The sequence below is a fragment of the Acidimicrobiales bacterium genome (assembly GCA_041394265.1).
Taxonomy (GTDB): domain Bacteria; phylum Actinomycetota; class Acidimicrobiia; order Acidimicrobiales; family SZUA-35; genus JBBQUN01.
In genome coordinates, this window is record JAWKIO010000005.1 from 2,370,641 (window position 1) to 2,387,902 (window position 17,262).

Consider the following 17,262-nt stretch of genomic DNA (forward strand, 5'->3'; position numbering starts at 1 on the left):
AGTCTGCGAAGGTGCCGCAACCGCTCGTCATCGTCGAATCACCAGCAAAAGCGAAGAAAATCGCCGGGTATCTCGGTGACGACTACATGGTCGAATCGTCGATCGGTCACATCCGCGACCTGCCCCAGAACGCCGCCCAGGTCCCGGCCGCCTACAAGGGCGAAAAGTGGGCGAGCCTCGGCATCGACGTCGACAATGGGTTCAAGCCGCTCTATGTCGTCTCGCCCGAGAAGACCGATCAGGTCCGCAAGCTCAAGAAGCTGATGAAGGAAGCGAGCGAACTCGTACTCGCCACCGACCAAGACCGCGAGGGTGAGGCGATCGCGTGGCATCTCCTCGAGGTGCTGAACCCACGGGTGCCGGTCAAGCGCATGGTCTTCAACGAGATCACGCCCGAGGCCATCCGACGCGCCATCGACAATCCTCGAGATCTCGACCGTCGCCTGGTCGACGCTCAGGAGGCCCGCCGCCTCCTCGACCGATTGGTCGGCTACGAGGTCTCGCCGGTGCTGTGGAAGAAGGTGATGCCGCGGCTGTCCGCCGGCCGCGTGCAATCGGTCGCCACCCGCATCGTGGTCGCTCGCGAGCGTGAACGCATGGCGTTCCGGTCCGCCAACTACTGGGATCTGAAGGGCACGTTCGATGCGTCCGCCGGCGCCGAGCACCGCGGCGACGGGCCCGACGTCTTCACGGCGATGCTGGTCGAGCTCGACGATCTGCGCGTGGCCACCGGGCGTGACTTCGGCTCCGACGGCACGCTGACCCAGCCCGACCGGGCCTACCTCGACGAAGCGGCGGCTCGTTCGCTCGCCGGCGAACTCGAGGGTCGCACCGCCACGGTGAAGAGCCGTGAGTCGAAGCCATACCGTCGCCGCCCGGCTGCGCCGTTCACCACCTCGACCTACCAGCAAGAGGCCGGTCGCAAGCTCCGGCTGTCCTCGGCGCAGGCCATGCGAGTCGCCCAGGGACTGTACGAGCGTGGGTTCATCACCTACATGCGAACCGATTCGACCACGCTGTCGGAGACCGCGATCGCCGCCGCCCGCAGCCAGATCGCCGAGCGTTTCGGCAACGACTACCTGCCCGACGCGCCCCGCACCTACGCCAAGAAGCAGAAGAACGCCCAGGAGGCCCACGAGGCCATTCGTCCTGCGGGCGATCGGTTCCAGACGCCCGAGGAAGTGGCGAGCGAACTGTCGACCCAGGATCTGCGGGTCTACGAATTGATCTGGCAGCGCACCGTCGCCTCGCAGATGACCGATGCCACCGGCGAGACCGTCACGCTTCGCCTCGAGGTCGAGACCCCGACCGGGCGCAACGCCATCTTCTCCACCAGCGGCACGGTGATTCAGCACCAGGGCTTCCTGAAGGTCTACCGCGAAGACCGCGACGAAGAAGACGAACAGGAAGCCGCCGAGCAGCTGCTGCCGCCCCTGACCGAGGGCGACACTGCCGACGTGACCGACGTCGAGGCCGCCGGTCACGACACCCAGCCGCCAGCCCGCTTCACCGAAGCGTCGCTCGTCAAACGACTCGAGGAACTCGAGGTCGGACGCCCGTCCACCTACGCGTCGATCATGGGCACCATCCAGGGCCGTGAGTACGTGTGGAAGAAGGGCTCGGCGCTGGTGCCGAGCTTCAAGGCCTTCGCCGTGATCACGCTGCTCGAACAGCACTTCCCCGACCTGGTCGACTACGCCTTCACCGCCCGCATGGAGGCCGACCTCGACTCGATTTCGCGGGGCGAGGCCGAGCCCATCCCATGGCTCACCGAGTTCTACTTCGGGGCCGACGAACTCCCCGGGCTCAAGGAACAGGTATCGGAACGTCTGGGTGACATCGATGCGCGAGCCGTCAACTCGATCCCGCTCGGCGCCGACGAAGACGGCGTACCGATCGTGGCCCGAGTCGGCCGCTACGGCCCCTACCTCGAACGGGGTGAGGACCGGGCATCGATCCCGGAAGACCTTCCTCCCGACGAGCTAGACATCGCCAAGGCGGTCGAACTGCTCGACGCCCCGAAGGGCGACCGCGAGCTCGGCATCCATCCCGACACCCAGATCCCGATCCTGCTGAAGGCCGGCCGCTTCGGTCCCTACGTGCAAATGGGCGAACACGACGACGACACCGGCGAGAAGCCGCTGACGGCGTCGCTCTTCAAATACATGGACGTCGAGACGATCACGCTCGACGACGCCGTCAAGCTGCTGTCACTTCCGAGGGTGATCGGGCTCGATCCCGCCGACCAGGTCGAGATCACTGCCCAGAACGGCCGTTTCGGTCCCTACATCAAGAAGGGCACCGACTCTCGCAGTATCGACGCCGAGTCTCAGCTGTTCACGATCACCCTCGACGAGGCGTTGAAGATCCTGGCCGAGCCGAAGCGGCGGCGTGGGCAGAAGGCCGCGGCGCCGCTCAAGATCGTCGGTGTCGATCCTGCGACCGACAAAGAGGTGCAGCTCAAGGATGGGCGCTTCGGGCCCTACGTCACCGACGGTGAGAGCAATGCCAGCCTGCGCAAGGGTGACGATCCCGAGACCATCACGATCGAGCGGGCCTCGGAGCTGCTCGCTGACCGCCGCGCTCGCGGTCCGGTGACCAAGAAGAAGTCCACCAAGAAGAAAGCGGCGAAGAAGAAGGCCACGAAGAAGGCGTCGGCAAAGAAGAAGGCCACCAAGAAGAAGGCGGCGAAGAAAACCACCAAGAAGGCGGGCGCGAAGAAGGTTGCGTCCTCGTCGGTGGACTCGTCGCCCGACGAGACACCGTTCTAGGACCGGCGTGCCAGGGCGCTACATCGCGTTCGAGGGCGGCGAAGGGTCGGGGAAGAGCACCCAAGCCCATCGACTGGCGCAGCGGATCGGAGCCATTCGCACGTTCGAGCCGGGTGCGACACCGCTCGGTGTCGAGCTCCGCTCGTTGCTCCTCGACGTCGGACGCCCGACCATGGGGGCACGGGCCGAAACCTTGTTGATGGCCGCCGACCGGGCCGAGCACCTTGCCCAGGTGGTCGAGCCGGCGCTCGCCGAGGGCCGCCACGTCGTCTCCGATCGCAGTCTCTATTCCTCGATGGCGTACCAAGGCGGGGCGCGCAGCCTCGGTCTCGACGCCGTTCGCTCGATCAACGAATGGGCCGTTGCCGATCGACTCCCCGACATCGTGGTGTTCCTCGACCTCGACCCCCAAGCCGCCGTCGAACGTCTCGTCCGTTCCCTCGATCGGCTCGAACAGGCCGGACCCGACTTCCATCGGGCGGTCTACGACGCCTACTGCTCGATGGCGGCCGCCGATCCCGACACCTGGGTCGTGATCGACGCGGCCCAGCCGGTCGACGCCATCGAGGCGGCAATCTGGGCGGTCGTGGAGCCGAGGTTGTGATGGCGACCGAAGCAGCATTCGGCCGCGGCGTCGAGGACCCGATCTGGAATGACGTGATCGGGCAGCCCGACGCCATCACTCGGTTGGACTCCGCAGCCATCGCTCCCGTTCACGCCTACCTGTTCCTCGGGCAGCAGGGCGTGGGGACGGCGCGGGCGGCTCGGTCCTTCGCCGCCGTCCTGTTGTCCCGACATCTCGATGGCGACGCCTCCGACCGGGCCCGACGACTGGCGATCGCCGGCAACCACCCTGATCTGAAGGAAGTGCGGCCGGAAGGCGCCGCGCTGCGCGTCGACGATGCGAAGGAGATCATCCGCCACGGCCAGACGTCGCCCGCCGAGGGGCCGCGCAAGGTCATCGTCGTGCACGGGGTCGACAACATCGAGGAAGCGGCGATCGGTCGCCTCCTCAAGATGATCGAGGAACCGCCGCCGTCGGCGGTGTTCGTGCTGTTGGCGGAGAACGTCCAACCGGAGATCGTGACCATCGCCAGTCGCTGTGTCACCGTCGAGTTCTCGCCGATCCCCACCAACGTGCTCGAGGTCTCGCTGATCTCCGATGGCGTGCCGGCCGAGCGAGCCCACCTGGCAGCGCTGGCATCGGGTGGCGACCTCGATCGAGCCCGCCTGCTGTCCAACGACGATCGGCTGGCCGCCCGGGCGGCGTTGTGGGCCAGCGTCCCCGACAAGCTCGACGGCACCGGCGCCAACGTCGTCGAGTTGGTCAATCAGGTACGCGAGGGCATGGACGAAGCTCAGGCCCCGCTCGACCTCCAGCAGGCGCGTGAGATCGAAGAGCTCGATGCCAAGGCGGAACAACTCGGCGAACGCGGGCTCGGCCGGTCGTCGCTCGTCGCTCAGCACAAGCGCCAGATCAAGGCCATCCGCAACGACGAACTTCGCTTCGGATTGGCCACCATGTCCCGCCATTACCGGGACCGGCTGGTCGCCGGATCCGACCCGGCGGCGGTCGACTCGATTGCGGCGATCCAGCGAGCGGCGGAAGCATTGGTGCGCAACCCCAACGAACAACTCCTGCTCCAGGCGCTGTTCCTCCAGTTGGGCTGAGCCTCGCCACCGGCCAGGCGACGGTTGCGAACCTGGCAACGAAGCGTGGCGCCAGGACAACGACCGATAAGCTGTTGGCTCCGCCCGGATAGCTCAGTTGGTAGAGCGACGCTCTCGTAAAGCGTAGGTCATGGGTTCAACTCCCATTTCGGGCTCTCACCTTCTCCCTGGTCAGGCATCAGATGTCGTCTGATCTGATCGGGGAGCGACCAGGGGTCGAGGGCACACATGTGCCCTCGGCGGCCCGACCCGGCTTGGTAGCCCATGAGACGTCACTACAAGTGGTCGAGCGTGGGAGCTACACATGGCCATAGTCAGCAAGGGACCCGACAGGTGGCAGGTCGTCGCAGACCTCGGACGAGACGATCAGGGCCGGCGAAAAAGAATCACGAAAATTGTTCACGGGACCCGTCGAGATGCCCGCCGAGCCGAGGCGGCGCTGATGCGGAAGGCGTCGATGCTCTCGCCGAACTCGACGGCGCGCACCGTCCGAGATCTCCTCGAGCGGTGTCTGTGGACCGAGCCCGGACGGCTCGAAGCGTCCACGGTCGACGAGTACAGACGGATGTCGCGGACCCGCATATTGCCGACGATGGGACACATCCATCTCCACAAGCTCGACGCCGACACGCTTGAGCAGTTCTACGACGAGATGCTCGAAGAGGGCCTGTCGCCGAGATCGTGTCAGAAGGCGCACACCATCTTGCAGGGGGCGTTCAAACGGGCGATCCGGTGGGGGTGGGTCGATTCGAGTCCGATGGTTGGCGTGAAGGTCCCACGAGGCCCGGCGTACAGGATCCAGCCGCCGACGCCGGAGACGGTGCGCCGGCTGTTCGACTTCGCGGACGAAGACGAACAGTTCGGAATGGGTGTTGCGGTGCGTACTGCAGCGCTCGCAGGCCTTCGTCGGGGTGAGATGCTGGGACTTCAGGTGCAGGACATCAAGAGCGTTGAGCTCGTGGTGGAACGTGCCATAGCTGAGATCCGTGACGGTGGGACGGTCGTGAAGGCCCCGAAGTCGAATCAGACTCGTGTCGTACCGGTCGCCGATTTCGTTGCGAAGATCCTCGGCGAGTGGGCGACCGAGGCACAGGCCAGAGCGGCGAGGGAGGGCAACACGGGGCCTGTGTGGCTGTTCTCGCCGAACGCCGGTCACGATCGCCCGTGGACGCCGTCTGCGTGGTCGTCACGGTGGCGGAAGGTGCGGATGCGGGCCGAGGCGGTCGATGTCCGGTTCCATGATCTGCGGCACTTCTACGCCACCGAACTGCTCGACGACGGCACACCGGAAGCGACGGTGTCGGCGATGCTTGGTCACGAGTCCATCGCGACGCTGCAGAAGGTGTACGCACATCACGTGCCGGCGACTGCTCGGCGGGCGGCGCAGGCGTTGGGTGACAGGTTGCTGTGACGCGGAAGAGCACCCCCGGGAAATCGTCGAGGGTGCTCTTCGCTCATGTGGGTTCCGACGGTCGGAAGGAGGTCCGCCGGAACCGGGGATCAGGCGACGTGATCGAAACCCGCGTCGTAGGTCCCCAGCCGGGCCTGCGCCCGCGCCTTCCCGGCGGCCATCCGCTCAGCGATCGTCGGCTCGGGCTGGGTGGTCATCGTCGGATAGGGGAACAGCGGGGAGGTGGTCGTCGCCGGCGAGGTCTCCGGCGGAGACGGTTCGATCGGCTGACCGGTCGCTCGGGCCAGCTGGGCCTGCGCTCTGGCTTTGCCGGCGGCCAACCGCTCGGCGATCGTCTTCTCGGATGGGGTCACCATGACGGGGCCTGCGCTTCGGTGACGCGCAGGGCGTAGCGGTCGTTGTACGGGACCTCCCAGCTTGCGATCGGCACCGGTTCGCCGGCACGGTCGCCGATCGTGCGCCGTTCACTGTCGTTCGCCCGGACCAGGCCGGCGGCTTGGATGATCTTCCAGCCGTGCCACAGCTCGTCCTGGGAGTCGTCGACAGCGAACACGAACATCTGCGGTTTCGGTGTGGCACGGACGCCCCATTCGAAACGCGTGAACGCCTCCACGGCCTTCACGTAGCCGTTCCGGATCTCCCAGATGGAGACGGGTCTTTCGGTCACGATGTCGTGCCGGTATCCGTCGTGGTCGACCCAGGCGACGATCTGGTCGTTGACTCGGAGCGGTTTGCGTTTCGTGGCGAACACGCGCTCGAGGTCGTACCGGACGAGTCCGGCGGTGTCGGTGGCTGCTGCTTCCATGAGGGTTCCTCTCGGATGGGTGCGGGTGGTCATGCAGCGACTCCCTCAGTGGGGCGTGCTGCTGCGGGTTTGGGGAACTGCGCCCACCGAGCTTGGCTGGCGTCGTGGCGGTGCAGGTAGATCGCGGTCTTGGTCCGGTCGGTGTCGAACACGGCCCGGACTTCGTACGACATGAACGTGACGAGCGGTCCGCCGGCGACTGCGGCCATCACGTAGGCCCGGCCGGCGTCGAGGATCCGCATCGGCGTCGGGAGCCACACCATCGCACCGGTGTGGTCGAGGTAGCCGTCGATCGTCTCGCCGACCTCGATGGGCTTGTCGACGTGCAGGATCGTCATGCCGCTGCCTTCACGTTGGCGACGTGATCGGTGAGGATCCGTTCGACGAGGGCGGACCGGTTGCCGAACGTGTGCTGGTCGGCCAGGTCGCCGAGCTCGTCGTACAGGGTCTCGGGCAGGCGGAGTGTCATCCGGTGCCGTTCGGGGTTCAGGGGGCGGCGTCTCATGGCGTCCATCGTCAGCGGAGAGACGTCTCTCGGCCGGATGCCATCCCGGACGCGGGACCGCCCGCCATGGCTGGGCGTAGCTGGCGGGCGGTCTCCTGGTTGTGGTTGCGTCGAACGCTTGCTGTGGAGTCTTGCTCGACACCGATGCTTCGGCACGATCCGAAGCTGGCTTGAGTCAGACGTGTTCGTATCGTTTCTGCGCCGTTTGCCGCTGGATCGACAGTGCTGCCGCGATTGCCTCCCAGGCGATCCCGTTGGCATGGCATGCCCCAGCTGTCTCCGCGATCTCCTCTTCGACCTGTGCCGCCAGAGCTCCAAGTCGACACAGCTTGAGAAGCGTGGCTTCGCCGTACCAATCGATCTCCTTTGCGAGGTCATCCGGCGAGTAGACGTCGTAGGCGAAGGCGCGTTCGTCACGGGCGCTCGTGACGACGAGGCGAGTGAGGCAGGCGCTGAACGACGGCGGCTTTCCGTCGAACCCGTATCTGCTCACTTCCCGACTGCTCTCCTCGCCGAGGCCGGCGTCGTGGTACGTCAGCACCGAGCTGAGAGCCTTCGTCCGAGGGTCGTCTCCTGGAAGAGCTCGGATCCAAGCCATGAAGTCGTGGAGGGAGTCCGAAGCTCGGGCGTTTCGCTCGTCCTCGGGGTACTCGGCAGCCTTGGCTCGGCGCCAGTCGGCCTGGGGCTCGAGCATGCGTGCAAGCCAGCCGTGCGGGTCAATGTCTTGTTGTGTGTTCATACGACACACTATGACATGTCTCGTATTGAAACGCAACAAGAGACTAAGCCGAGATTCTCGCCACGATCGCGGCAGCCGTTGCTGCGTGCCGGTCCAGGCCCGCACGAGCCCGGTCGTAGCGGCGTGTCGTCCTCGGATCAGCGTGCCGGGCAAAATCCTGGACGTCGCGTAGCGGGATGTCGGCCTCGAGCGCCTCGGTGATCGCGGTGACACGAAGCATGTGCGGGGTGACGTGTCGTCCGAGGCACGCACGGCGTGCCAGACGGGTGAGTGCCCGGTTCGCCTGGTCACGGTTCCATCGGACGCCGTCACGGTGAAGCATGGGGCCGGTGTCGCCGATCTGTCGGGCCACCGAGTAGGCGAGCGGCGGGAGCGTCACTCGGTTCTCGGTGCCGCCCTTGCCTCGGATGAGCACGGACTGGTGGCCGCGGTGCTCTTCGATGTCGTCGAGGTCGAGCGACAGGGCCTCGGAGATCCGCAGGCCGACCGTCAGCAGGAGCAGCACGAGGAGATGGTCACGAGGCCCGTGGGCGGCGGCGCAGGCGAGCAGCGCTCGGGCCTGGTCCCGATCGAGGCCCGGTGTGAGCTCGACGTGGCCTTCGCCGACCTTCGGCCGCTTCACCCTGCCGGCGGGGTTGATGTCGAGCACTCCCTCGTCGATCACGTAGCCGTAGAACGCTGAGAGGGTGGTGAGGCGGCGGGCGATCGTCGACGGCCGCCGTCGCTCGACCTCCTCACCGTGCCGTGCCCACGCGTCGACGTGGGCACGGGTGGCGTGCAGGAGCGGCGTGCTATCGGCATGGTCGGTCAGCCAGTCATGGAAGATCCGCAGATCGGATCGGTACGCCTTCCGGGTGTTGGTCGAGGTTTGGGCGAGCAGGAACCCGGCGATGAGTCGTGTGGTGGCGCTGTCGAGAGGCCCGGCCCGCTCGACGCCGGCGGAATGGGTCGTGATGTCGTGCATGGTGGTGTCTCCTCGGAGTGGTGGTGTCCGGGGGCCGATAACAGTTCGTATCGGCCACCTGGGCGGGTGGGAAGTCAGTCGGGCTGGTACACCCGATAGTCGCCAGTAGGTGCGAAGAACCGCTCGGCTGGCCACACCGGCGAGTTGCGGCACACCCGGCGGCCGACGTCGTGGACGTACTCGACGGCAGCGGCGTGGAGGCCCTGCGCTGTCTCGCCTCGGGCGATCGCAGCGTCCCATGCGGGGCGGAGGTCGGCGGCCGCGGTGGGTCGCGGCCAGATGGCGAGCGCGAGATCGAAGTACTCGTCGGCGGTCTTCGTGGTGGTGGGGGTGGTGGTCATGGCGGGGTTCCTTCGGTCGGTATCGGGCGGGGTCAGGCGGCTTCGAGGAGCTGCTCGGCGTCGGCGTAGGCGGCGGCCTGCTCGGCGACGGTCAGCGGGAGGTGGAGGAGGGTCTCGGCGATCGTGGCGGCCGACGGCGCCCGGAAGCTGCCACCGGTGCGGATGGCGTCCAGTTCGGCGACGTGAGCCCATGAGGCGGCTGGGAGGCCCGTGGCGGAGGCCCGGGTGGCGCCGTGCTCGATCAGGATGGCGGCGAGCCGGCGGGCCTTGGCGGCACGGTTGGCGGCGGCCTTCGGATGGATCGATGTGACGGACATGGTGTGCTCCTGGCGTTCGGACTTCCTTGTGAATAGAATCATGACACAAGTGCTGCACCATCGTCAAGATAATCATGACATATGTTCTATCGATCGATGGGGCGAGCTGCCGAACCCGCCAGGAGCCACCCATGTCTGACCCACTCGAACGCATCACCGCCCTCGTCGAGGAAGCCGAGGAGATCGAGGAACGCCTCGTGGACGCCATCGACGAGGCGCGGGACGCCGGCAAGACATGGCAATCGATCAGCGAGGCGATGGGTTCGAGCGATCGTCAGTACGCCCAGGGATGGCGCAAGCTCCGAACCAAGCCCGCACCCGCACCAGCAGGCCCGCCAGACGAGGCCCTACTGCAAGCGGTCACCGGTGCCTTCGAGGCCCAGGACGATCCCGCCACCGTCATCGCCATCGATGCGGCCAGGGAGGCGGGGCACGGGTGGGCTGCGATCAGCACGGCCATGGGATCGTCGAACCGGCAGTACGCCATGAAGTGGCGGAAGCGGATGCTCTGAACAGCCGTTCGGCTTGACGGCGCCAGGCCCGGCGGCCAGTCTCTTCCCGTGGCCGGCGAGCAGGGGAGTGGCGGCATGGGTGTAATTCGACGATCGATCGTCGCGGTGGTTCTCATCGCCAGCATGCTCGGGCTCGTTGCCCCAACACCTGCCGGCGCAGCGCTGGTGTCGCAGGCCGAGACGCTCGATGAGATCCTTGGCGCGAGCGACTACCGCGAGTCCGACGCCAACCTGCTGAGGCTGTATCGGGCGTTCTTCGAGCGGACACCCGACGTCGTCGGCGCCAAGTACTGGATCCAGCAGGCCAGGTTCGGCGCATCGCTCGACACGATCGCCGAGAGCTTCGCTGCGTCGACCGAGTTCGCCAACACCTACGGCAACGTCGGTGACGAGCGTTTCCTGGAGATCGTCTATACCAACGTGCTTGGCCGTGGCTACGACCAGGGCGGGTTCAACTACTGGTTGGGGCAGGTTCGCGCAGGGCTCACCCGCGGTGGAGTTGTGCGCTGGGTCGCAGCCAACGACGAGTTCATCGGGCGATACCCGTTTGCTCCGGTCGCCCAGCCACAAGTTGCCCCTCCCAACCCTCCACCCTCGGCCTCGAGCTGCGTGGTAGTTGGACTCAACTCCATTGGATACATCGAGTTCCGGGTGTCGGTCACCAACGACAGCGGACGAGACGCCGACGGCACCCTCAACATCGTCGGCCGAATCGACGGCCAACGAGTCGATGACCAGTTGATGGGCGTCGATCTCGTGCGCAGTGGTCAATACGCGGAAGAGGACTCGCTGTTTCTTTCCAAATCGACCTATGAGGGCGTCGCAGTCGGCCGTGTGACGTGTGAGATCGCGAGCATTCGATGGAGGGCCAACCCAGTGGTCGCATCCCCGAATGGCTGCCGACTCCTCGGAACCAACACCCTCGGTTACCCCGACATCCGAATCGAGCTCACCAATCCAAGGTCGGTCGTGAGTGATTCATCTGTTCATCTCATCGCCTACATCGACGGCATCAGAGTGGACGATCAATTGGCAGGCATTGACGACGTAGGAGCAGGTGAGACCGCAAGCAAGGTCTCGATTCTTCTCGACGGTCGGCTCAGGAGCGTGCCGCCTGGTCGCATTACCTGCGAGGCGTTGAATGCCCGCTGGTCTGACCCGCGGTAGCTCCTACTCGAACCCGGCCTCGTACGCGGCGAGCAGCATGCGCTTCTGCGGCAACGACAACGACGGATCATCAGAGATCGCGTCACGCACACCGTTCGTCTCGCCGGCCACCTGGTCGACGAACCCGGCCAGACGCAGCACCGACCCCGGTGCGACACCGAGGCCCTTCACTTCGATCGTCCACAGATCCCCGTAGCTCGGCACCCGTGACGTCTCCCACCGGGACAGATACGACTGGGGCGCCCCGACACGTTCGGCGACCTCGGCCTGGGTCAGACCGGCGGCTTCACGGAAGCTGCGGATCGCTGCGCAGATCCGTCGTTCGGATGGGGGAGTGGGCTCGAGATCAGACTCGTCGGGCATACCGCCACGGTATAACCGATCGCCGTCGTGGTGTGGTTTCTCGACCGTCGGGAGGCCCGCAGACCCACCGGATAGGCGGCCGTATCAGCTACCTCGTCAGTGGCGCCCGACGAGGCTCAGGCTCATCTCCCTGTGGAACGTCTTGAACTCCCGCTCGATCTGAGTGGCGACCGTGCGGGCAACCCGCTCGTCGGAGACACCATTCAAGACGACCTGGGGTGCAAAGTCCGAGTTGACCACGACTGTTGGGCCAGCAGCAGGCCCGTAGCCGGCGCCACGGCGGTGGAGGCCGTAGCCGAACAGGCCCGCTGTCTCGGCGAGGAGCCGGGTCGAGCGTTCCCGCTTCCATGGTGCGTGCGGAATATAGGATTCGCCGTCGATGTCCTCGGCCCACAGGATGTTGGAGCGGCCGGGCATCATCATGGCGTTGCGGTGCAGGATGTCGCCGGCAGCCATCGCACGGAACCCGCCGGCGAGGGTGAGCATCCCGTTCGCTGCGGCAGGAGGCGGCCTGCTCGGCAGGTTGTTGGTGATGACGTTCTCGATCCTGTTTGTGATCAGGGTCGCCGTGTAGGTCCCGGCGAACCCTGAAGCTGCGCCCTGCGCCCGCGAGATCATCCCCGACGCATTGTCCGTCACGGTCAGCGTCGCGTTGTAGGTGGTCGCGTAGCTGGCCGCCTTGCCCCTGGTCCCTTCGATGGTCCCCGACGCCGAATCGGTGGCCGTCAGGTTGCCGTCGTACCGGCCCGACGCGTACCCCTCGGCACGGGACCTCGTCGAGTCGATCGTGCCCGACGCCGAATCTGTCGCTGTGAGGGTGGCGTCGTAGGGCCGGGAGGCGAACGTGTCAGCGTTGCCCTGCGCGGTCGACACAACGGGCGACGCCGAATCGGTGGCGGACAGTTGGGCGTCGTACGGGGCCGACACGAGACCCTCCAGCAGGCCCCGTACGAGGGCGACCGCATCTTCGGCCGGGACAGGGTTCCCGTCGATCATGACGACCGTCGCGCCCGACGCGAGGTCGTTCAGCAGATTCCCGACCGCTTCCACGTCGACCGTGGCCTGCCCAGTTTCGGCATCCACGGTGACGACGGTCTGGGTGAGGCCAAGTTCGGTGAGCCGGTCCTGGAGTTCAACCGCCCGTGCAGTGGCGTCGGCGTCGTTCAACTGGATGTCTGGGATCGCGAGGAACCCGTCGAGTTCTTCCATCGCCTGCTTGAACGCCTCGACCGTCGCCAGCTCCTCACCGGCCTCGACGGTCACGTTGGTGACGATGTCAGCAGGCATCGTGAACAACAGTTCGACGTACTTGGCGATCTGTTCCTCGGTGAACCCGGCGGCGGTCGCCAGGCGCCGGAACGTCTCGATCTGCGTCGCCATCGCTTGTTCGGTCGCCTCGAACCCTGCCCCCGACTTCGCCACCTCGATCACGAGACCGGCCAGGGTCTCACCGAGCCGGATCATCTCGTCCGACGTCCGTGCACCCGCCTCGGTGAACTGGTCGGTAGAGGTCTTGCCGTCGTCGATCATCTTCTGGAACCGGGCCACGGCGAGGGTGGCGTCGTTCTGCGCGGTGATCAGATCCAGCTGGCGGCCGTTGAGGAAGTCCATCGAGTCGGTGAGGTCACGTGCAGCCGAGTCGGTGTCGTTCATCGCCGACTCCAACAGGCCCAGTGCGGAGGTGAGGATGTCGATGTCGTCGGCCGCTTCGAGGAACACGGTGGAAAACACTTCGTCCATCGACAAGCCCATCGACTCGATCCAATCGATCGTGTCGCCAATATCGCCGTTGAATCCTTCGAGCACCGGGCCGAGGTCGGACGCGAGCCAGCCGGTGATGCGTTCCATCTGGGCGAGAAACTCGGTGGGGTCCATCTCTTCGACCAACGCCCGCCCGGCGTCGTGAGCGACCTGCTCGATCCCGATCCCAGCGTCAGCAAACGCCCGGTACATGCGCTCCGACGATGACTCCGCTTCGACAGCGGCTTGGCCGAACGCGTCGGCTGCGATCCGACGGACCTCCTCCAACGACAGGCCCGTCGACGCTGCGATCTCCTCGAGAGTGCCGAACGATGCTTGGAACGAAGCAGGGAGCCCGTCAGCGACCGACTTCACCTTCCCGATCGCCGAGGCGACACCGCCCAACGTCGTGGACAGTTCGCCGGCGCCACGCGAGTCGATCTCGACACCGACGTGGATCGTCGGCAGGAACACACCACTCGAGAACGAACCCGACGTGACACCGCCGTTCGCGAACGCCTCGGCGTCAGCGATCCCACCCGTCAGGTAGCGCATACGGTCAGCTATGCCGCCGTCGGCGAACATGCCGAGCCGGTGCCCGGTCTCCCGCCAGATCGCACGGGACCGGCCACGCTTCGACGCAGCCAACGGGATGTAGGCCTCACCACCGGTCTCGGGCTCGGCGAAGATCCGGTACTTCGACGCTGGCCGGTAGATCCCGGCCGTCCCGGGCCGTTCACGCACGACACCGCCCGCTGCGAACGCTTCAGCGAGTCCGCCATCGGCGTAGCCCACGATCCCGCCGTCAGCGAGCGAAGCCAGGCCACCGCCACCGCCGGAGGCCCGCCACGCCAGCGAAGCGCCCGAGATGTTCGACGACACCTCGATCATCACCGAGCGTGTCGCAGGGATCTGACCGAGTGCGAGGAGCAGCTCGTTGACCATGCGAATGGCTTCGTCGCCGTCTGCCATGAGGAACGTCTCGACGGTCGCCTGGTCCCACAGGTCGTACTCGCTGGCCAGGTCAGCGACCCGCTCGCGAGCGCCGTCAGTGTTGGCTTCGATGTCGGTGCGGACCTTGGTGTTGTTGAGGTCGAGCATGCTGAGCTTGAGGAGCAACGTCATCTGCTCGGCCTCTGACAGCTGCTCCATGCCCGTGATGACCAGGTCAACCTTCTCGTGCTCGGTCAGAGCGATCCAGTTCAGGGCAAACGACCCGATCTGCTCGTCGGTGAGACCGACCTGGTGCCCCCAGTCCCGGAACGCATCGATGTTGGCGGCGACGACACCGTTGACACCTTCGACCGAGGTCTGCATTGATCCCTGGGCCACCGCAAGGTCGCCGTACGCCTGTGCCACCGCCGCTGGATCTCCCGACTCGAGCGCTGCTGCGAGGTTCGCCTCGGCGGTAGCGAGTGCTTGGGTCTGTGCGACCATCGCTTGGCGTCGAGCCCCGATCCCCGACATCACTTCACCGAGCGCGGTGTGGGCGTTCACCAGTTCGTAGGTATGGCCGGCGGCCTGGAGGTAGGCGTCGCCCATGCCGCCGACAGACTCGGCGGAGGCGCGTGCTGCTTCGGCGGCGAGGAGCATCTGCGTCTTCGCGTTCGCAAGGTCGTCGCCGGTGGCGGCCAAGTCGATGTCGAAAGCATCGGCAAGGTAGCCAATCTCAGGGGCGGTCAGACCAGCGGCCAGGCCGAACTGCGTGACCGATTCCGAGGCGTTCGTCAGCTGATCGATCGTCGTCCCGGTGGTGTCTGCCAGCTCCGCCGACGCCTGCGTTACCTCGTAGAGGGCGTTGAAGGTGTCGTTCCACGTTGCCGGATCCAGGAAGCCGGACGGATCGATGCCGGACACCAACGCCAGCCGCTCGACCTGGTCGGCGGTGAGCCCGAACTGCATCCCCACCGTCGCATACGTGTCCTGGAGCAGCTTGAACTGGTTGGCGCTTTCGACCGCGACCGTCCCCGCCTCGCGCAGCGTCAGCGCGTTGTCGAGCGACGCATCGGAGACACCGGGAAGAATCCCGGCGAACTCCTTGACCGTGTTCAGGAACCCGCCGGACTTCTCCGCAGCCTCGTAGTAGGCGTCAGCGGCTGCGAGCGTCGCCTGGGCGAGACCGTCCATGGTGACCTGGCCCTCAGCGTTGACCGACAGCCTCGTCAACGAACTGGCGAACTCGTCGGCTCGTTCCTTCGCGTTGCGTGCGTTCAAGCCCATCAGGGCGACCACCGCAGCGAACGCAGCCACCGCGGCGACAGGGGCGGCGGCGAGGGTGATCGAAGCCATGCCAGCAGCGGCCGAACCGAGGCCGGTGCCTGCCAATGTCCCAGAGATCGCGGCAGCTCCGAGCGCCTGACCGAGCGACACGAACGCGGCGGACACGGCGGACACTCCGCCGACTGTCGACGCAGCAGCGAAGAACGCGATACCTGCGGCAGCAGCGCCTGCAGCACCGGGGATCTCGTTCAGGACGGCGAACAGGACCTCGACGCTGGTCGCCAACCCGATGATCGCACCGCCGATAACCTGCAATATCGGTGCCCCGAGCGAAGCCACCAGCACAGCACCCGCACCGGCAACCTTCCCCGCGAACTCGGCTACCTCGCTCGCTGCAGGGCCGACCTTGTCGACGAGGAAGTCGACCGCGACCCCGATGCCGTCGATGACGGTCACCACTGCGCCGAGTGCCGGGGTCCCGACCTCGACGGCCAGGGCTTTGAACTTGCCCTTCAGGATCTCGATCCGGGCCGCAGTCGTCTCGGCGAACTTGCCGTACTCGTCGTTCAGGGCGACACCGTCACGGAAGGCACGGGTCGCGCCCTCGATCGACACGGCGAGGTTGTCGCCGGCGGACGACGCCGACAACAAGACCTGCGACATGCGAGCACCGTCGAGGCCGAGCTGATCGAGAACGAGGACAGCTGACCCGCCTTCGGTTTCGACCCGTCCGAGTCCAGTGACGAACTCGTTCAATGCCTGCGTCGGGTTGGATTCGAACATCGAGGCGAACGCCTCCGATGTCATGCCGGCGGTCTCGGCGAAGGTCTGCAGCTTCGGGGAGCCGGTCTCGACCGCCTTGGTCATCTCCATCCACACCGTCGAGATCGCGGTCGCGCCCATCTCGGCGTTGATCCCGAGCGACGACATGGCGGCACCGATGGCGAGTACTTCGGCCTCGGTGGCACCAGCCACCGCTCCGGCGCCGGCGAGTCGGAGCCCCCAGTTGACGATCTCAGATTCGGTGGTGGCGAAGTTGTTGCCGAGGTAGGCGATCGTCGCACCGAGCTTGTCGACATCCGACGTCGAGGTGCCCATGATGTTCGAGAACCGGGCCAGTGACGTAGCGGCCTGCTCGGCGGTCAGGTTCGTGGTGACACCGAGCTTGATCATCGTCTCGGAGAACCCGAGGATGTCACCGGTCGCGACACCGAGCTGACCGGCGGCTTCGGCGACACCGGCGATCTCGGTGGCGGCGATCGGCATCGTCCGGGACATGTCCAAAATGCCGTCACGGACGGTGGCGAGCTGGGCCTGGGAGCCGTTGACGGTCTTCAGGACACCGGTGAACGCCTGCTCGAACTCGATGGCTGGGCCGATGCTGGCAGCGAAGGCGAGGGCCATGCCGGCGCCGAACGCACCGAACGCAGTCCCGGCAGCGCCGAGCTTGGAAGTGACGCCGGTGATCTTGCCGACGATGCCGTCGACCTGGGCGCCGAACCCGCCGAGCTGGGTCGCGGCGCCACGGAGGCCCGCAGCCCAGGCGGCTGAGTCAACTTCGAGTGCGAGTCTGATTCGTTCCAGTTCCACACGGTCAGAGTCCGACCGTCTGCCCTGGTCACCCGGATGCCATCACGGGCCTGGGGCGAGCGCTGGCCACCGTGGGCTGCGGGGTGTGGAACCGGACCCACGGTGGCGCACAGGGCTCGCAACGACGAGGCTGACGGATTCGCCCT

The 17,262-nt window shown here is 66.3% G+C and carries 16 protein-coding genes and 1 tRNA gene; 7 read left to right on the forward strand and 10 right to left on the reverse strand.

Annotation, left to right across the window (positions count from 1 at the left end):
* The first annotated feature begins 11 nt into the window (after window positions 1-11).
* The 5 genes from topA (at window position 12) to R2733_11675 (ending at window position 5,853) form a co-directional block, all read left to right on the forward strand.
* Complete coding sequence (gene topA / locus R2733_11655) at window positions 12-2,771, forward strand: type I DNA topoisomerase (protein ID MEZ5377153.1); 2,760 nt, start codon at window positions 12-14, stop codon at window positions 2,769-2,771.
* 7 nt (window positions 2,772-2,778) lie between these two features.
* Window positions 2,779-3,375 carry a dTMP kinase gene (tmk, locus tag R2733_11660; GenBank protein ID MEZ5377154.1) on the forward strand — a complete coding sequence of 199 codons (597 nt, stop codon included), beginning with the start codon at window positions 2,779-2,781 and terminating at the stop codon, window positions 3,373-3,375.
* Window positions 3,375-4,442 (forward strand): hypothetical protein, encoded by a 1,068-nt coding sequence (locus R2733_11665; protein ID MEZ5377155.1) that lies wholly within the window; start codon window positions 3,375-3,377, stop codon window positions 4,440-4,442. The genes tmk and R2733_11665 overlap by 1 nt, the downstream gene beginning before the upstream one ends.
* A gap of 82 nt (window positions 4,443-4,524) precedes the next feature.
* Window positions 4,525-4,597: transfer RNA gene (locus R2733_11670), tRNA-Thr, on the forward strand.
* Window positions 4,598-4,884: 287 nt separating this feature from the next.
* Window positions 4,885-5,853 (forward strand): site-specific integrase, encoded by a 969-nt coding sequence (locus R2733_11675; protein MEZ5377156.1) that lies wholly within the window; start codon window positions 4,885-4,887, stop codon window positions 5,851-5,853.
* An 89-nt stretch (window positions 5,854-5,942) separates the two neighbouring features.
* Here R2733_11675 and R2733_11680 read toward each other — a convergent pair whose 3' ends face one another.
* The 8 genes from R2733_11680 to R2733_11715 form a co-directional block, all read right to left on the reverse strand.
* Window positions 5,943-6,209, reverse strand: coding sequence for a hypothetical protein (locus R2733_11680; protein ID MEZ5377157.1), 267 nt, complete (start codon window positions 6,207-6,209; stop codon window positions 5,943-5,945).
* Window positions 6,203-6,691: a hypothetical protein gene (locus R2733_11685; GenBank protein MEZ5377158.1), complete on the reverse strand. Its 489-nt coding sequence runs from the start codon at window positions 6,689-6,691 to the stop codon at window positions 6,203-6,205. Before R2733_11685 ends, R2733_11680 begins: the two co-directional genes overlap by 7 nt.
* The gene (locus R2733_11690; GenBank protein MEZ5377159.1) at window positions 6,688-6,996 is read right to left on the reverse strand and encodes a hypothetical protein; all 309 of its coding nucleotides are present in this window, start codon (window positions 6,994-6,996) and stop codon (window positions 6,688-6,690) included. The genes R2733_11685 and R2733_11690 overlap by 4 nt, the downstream gene beginning before the upstream one ends.
* Window positions 6,993-7,163 (reverse strand): hypothetical protein, encoded by a 171-nt coding sequence (locus R2733_11695; GenBank protein MEZ5377160.1) that lies wholly within the window; start codon window positions 7,161-7,163, stop codon window positions 6,993-6,995. The genes R2733_11690 and R2733_11695 overlap by 4 nt, the downstream gene beginning before the upstream one ends.
* Before the next feature lie 175 nt (window positions 7,164-7,338).
* The gene (locus R2733_11700) at window positions 7,339-7,938 is read right to left on the reverse strand and encodes a hypothetical protein (protein ID MEZ5377161.1); all 600 of its coding nucleotides are present in this window, start codon (window positions 7,936-7,938) and stop codon (window positions 7,339-7,341) included.
* A gap of 7 nt (window positions 7,939-7,945) precedes the next feature.
* Entirely contained in the window at window positions 7,946-8,866 is a 921-nt protein-coding gene (locus tag R2733_11705) for a tyrosine-type recombinase/integrase (GenBank protein MEZ5377162.1), read from the reverse strand.
* A 74-nt stretch (window positions 8,867-8,940) separates the two neighbouring features.
* The gene (locus R2733_11710; GenBank protein MEZ5377163.1) at window positions 8,941-9,207 is read right to left on the reverse strand and encodes a hypothetical protein; all 267 of its coding nucleotides are present in this window, start codon (window positions 9,205-9,207) and stop codon (window positions 8,941-8,943) included.
* A 32-nt stretch (window positions 9,208-9,239) separates the two neighbouring features.
* Window positions 9,240-9,524 (reverse strand): hypothetical protein, encoded by a 285-nt coding sequence (locus tag R2733_11715; protein MEZ5377164.1) that lies wholly within the window; start codon window positions 9,522-9,524, stop codon window positions 9,240-9,242.
* A gap of 131 nt (window positions 9,525-9,655) precedes the next feature.
* On the opposite strand from R2733_11715, the gene R2733_11720 reads away from it, so the two are divergent.
* Both R2733_11720 and R2733_11725 read left to right on the forward strand, forming a co-directional pair.
* Window positions 9,656-10,036: a hypothetical protein gene (locus R2733_11720; protein MEZ5377165.1), complete on the forward strand. Its 381-nt coding sequence runs from the start codon at window positions 9,656-9,658 to the stop codon at window positions 10,034-10,036.
* A 105-nt stretch (window positions 10,037-10,141) separates the two neighbouring features.
* Complete coding sequence (locus R2733_11725) at window positions 10,142-11,203, forward strand: DUF4214 domain-containing protein (GenBank protein ID MEZ5377166.1); 1,062 nt, start codon at window positions 10,142-10,144, stop codon at window positions 11,201-11,203.
* Between the two features lie 3 nt (window positions 11,204-11,206).
* On the opposite strand, the gene R2733_11730 is transcribed toward R2733_11725, so the two are convergent.
* Together R2733_11730 and R2733_11735 are read right to left on the reverse strand one after the other, a co-directional pair.
* Complete coding sequence (locus R2733_11730) at window positions 11,207-11,566, reverse strand: helix-turn-helix transcriptional regulator (GenBank protein MEZ5377167.1); 360 nt, start codon at window positions 11,564-11,566, stop codon at window positions 11,207-11,209.
* Window positions 11,567-11,662: 96 nt separating this feature from the next.
* A complete protein-coding gene (locus R2733_11735; GenBank protein ID MEZ5377168.1) occupies window positions 11,663-17,116 on the reverse strand; it encodes a phage tail tape measure protein in 5,454 nt (1,817 codons plus the stop codon).
* Window positions 17,117-17,262 lie beyond the last annotated feature (146 nt).